2 protein-coding genes are annotated in these 2845 nt (G+C 67.2%); one reads left to right on the forward strand and one right to left on the reverse strand.

Going from position 1 to position 2845, the window contains the following annotated elements:
* Positions 1-722: TonB-dependent receptor plug domain-containing protein (locus AB4Y84_RS18325; RefSeq protein WP_442250608.1), on the reverse strand; the 722-nt coding region annotated here is incomplete at its 3' end.
* A 494-nt stretch (positions 723-1216) separates the two neighbouring features.
* Here AB4Y84_RS18325 and mdoH point away from each other — a divergent pair.
* Positions 1217-2845: glucans biosynthesis glucosyltransferase MdoH (gene mdoH / locus AB4Y84_RS18330; RefSeq protein ID WP_442250609.1), on the forward strand; the 1629-nt coding region annotated here is incomplete at its 3' end.

A 2845-nucleotide genomic window follows, 5' to 3' on the forward strand; every position in this document is an offset into this window, starting at 1 on the left:
GGACCGCTCCAACGGTACACGCCGCCGTTGGAGCGGTCCGAGTCGCGGCGCATGCTGTTGGCACCGATGCGCAGGCCGAAGCGCTCGCCCAGCGGGCCGGAGAAGGTCGCGCCGATCTGCTGGGTATCGCCACGGTCGCCATCCTGCGGCCGGGTGTAGCTGTGGGTCGCGCTGCCGTTCCAGCTGTCACCGATGCGCTTGGTGATGATGTTGATCACCCCGCCCATCGCGTCCGAGCCATACAGCGAGGACATCGGGCCGCGCACTACTTCGATGCGTTCGATCTGGTCGGGGGAAATCCAGTTCAGGTCCTGGCGGCCCAGGTCGGGGCGATAGTTGGTCGAGGCCGAGCTGCCCATGCGCTTCCCGTCCACCAGTACCAGCGTGTAGTTGGACGGCATGCCGCGCAGCTTGATCTTGGACTGCTCGCCAATGGCGCTGAGCCCACCGGTCACGCCCGGAATACGGCTGAGCAGGGTGGCCAGGTCGTGCACCGGCTGGCGTTCGATGTCTTCGCGGCTGATCACGCTGATGCTGGCCGGGGCATCCTTGATCCACTGCTGGTTGCCTGAGGCGGTGACCACCACGGTATCCAGGTCCTTGGTCGAGGCATCGGCGCTGGCTTCAGCGGCGGCAAGGGCAGGCAGGGTCAGCAGGCAGGCGACGGCCAAGGCGCTGGCCAAGCGGGTGCGCGACGGGCGCGCGGAACGAAGAGGGGACATGACGGCTTCCAAGGGAGAGGAGAGACCCGGTGGAAGCAGCAGGCGCACGCAGACAGCAGGCAGCCACCCCTTCCCTGGGTCGTCGGGCGCGCGGAAGGTCCGGCGCAGCTGGGTGGGTCCGGTGCGCGGAGCGCGGCGACCTGCCTGGTTAACGGAATGATAACCGTTCTCGTTTGTTACGATCCAGTATTTTCCGGGATGGATCGACACCCGCGGGGCGCACGGCGTGGTTCGCCTGCTGATTGCTGAATGGGGAGATTTACCGGCGTAGACCTTCGCACCCGGCTTACATTCGGGGCCATAGACTGGGCCGCATTTTTCGATTCCGCCCCGTTGGAGATCGTGTGGGTTCTGGTAGTGACAGACAGCGACTGCGCGGCATGACGCCGTGGCAGACAGGACAAGTGCGGACGCCGGGAATGCGTGCCAGGAACCTTGGTGCATGCAGCCTGGCCGGGACGGCCGGTCCTGCGGCCTGCAGGGAGTAGGCGGCCATGGGGAGTGAAACCATCGACGCGGAACCGGTCACGGCCGGTCCTGACGCGGGCTGGGCCCTGCTGCCGGCCGAAGCACCGCTGGTGATGCCCGAACAGACGCTGCGGCAAGGCACGCTGAAGGTCCGCCGCCATCGCACCTCGCCGCGCATGATCGGCCTGCGTCGCCTGTACATCCTTGGCGGCACGGTGGCGATGACCGCCGTGGCCACCCGGATGATGTGGCGGGTGCTGTCCGGCAACGGCATCAGCGTTCTGGAGGCCTGCCTGCTGGTGCTGTTCGTCGGCCTGTTCGCCTGGATCGCGCTGTCCTTCGCCAGTGCGGTGGCCGGCTTCCTGACGGCCGTGTTCGACCGGGGCTACCGTCTGGGCATCGATCCGGACAAGCCGCTGCCCACCGTGCACAGCCGCACCGCGCTGCTGATGCCCACTTACAACGAAGACCCGCGCCGGTTGCTGGCCGGCCTGCGCGCGATCTACGAATCGGTGGCGGCCACTGGCCAGTTGCAGCGTTTCGATTTCTTCGTGCTCAGCGATACCCGCCGCGAGGACATCGCGCGTGCCGAAGAACAGGTGTTCGCCGAACTGCGCGAGCTGGTGCCCGATGGGCGTGCGCGACTGTTCTATCGCCGCCGTGGCGACAACAGCGCGCGCAAGGCCGGCAACATCGCCGACTGGGTACGCCGTTTCGGCGGTGCCTACCCGCAGATGCTGATCCTGGATGCCGACAGCCTGATGACCGGTGACAGCATCGTGCGCCTGGTCGCCGGCATGGAGCACAACGCCGACGTCGGCCTGATCCAGACCCTGCCGTCGGTGATCGGCGGCCGCACCCTGTTCTCGCGCATGCAGCAGTTCGGCGGGCGCGTGTACGGGCCGGTGATCGCCCGTGGCGTGGCCTGGTGGCACGGTGCCGAAAGCAATTACTGGGGGCACAACGCGATCATCCGCACCCGTGCCTTCGCCGACCACGCTGGCCTGCCGGAGCTGCCGGGGCGCAAGCCGTTCGGCGGCCACGTGCTCAGCCATGATTTCGTGGAAGCGGCGCTGATGCGCCGTGGTGGCTGGGCCGCGCACATGGTGCCCTACCTGGGCGGCAGCTACGAGGAAGGCCCGCCGACGTTGACGGACCTGCTGGTGCGCGATCGCCGCTGGTGCCAGGGCAACCTGCAGCACGGCAAGGTGGTGGGCAGCCGTGGCCTGCACTGGATCAGCCGCGTGCACATGCTGATCGGCATCGGCCATTACTTCACCGCACCGATGTGGGCGATGCTGATGCTGATCGGCATCGCCATCCCGCTGTTCCAGGAAGGCATCGATTTCAACGCCCTGCTGCACCTGTCGCCCAGCGTGTACTGGCGTGCGCAGGATGAAGAACAGGTGGTGCGCCTGTTCGCCGCCACCATGGCGGTGCTGCTGATGCCCAAGGTGCTGGGTTACTTTGCGATGCTGCTCGATCCGGTTGAACGCCGTGGCTGTGGTGGCGCGATCCGGGCGTTCCTGTCGATGCTGGTGGAAACCGTGCTGGCCGCGCTGATGGCGCCGGTGGTGATGTACGTGCAGTCGCGCGGTGTGGCCGAAGTGCTGTCCGGCCGCGACTCGGGCTGGGATGCACAGCAGCGTGACGAC

This window comes from Stenotrophomonas sp. 2YAF22 (assembly GCF_052114665.1).
Taxonomy (GTDB): domain Bacteria; phylum Pseudomonadota; class Gammaproteobacteria; order Xanthomonadales; family Xanthomonadaceae; genus Stenotrophomonas; species Stenotrophomonas indicatrix.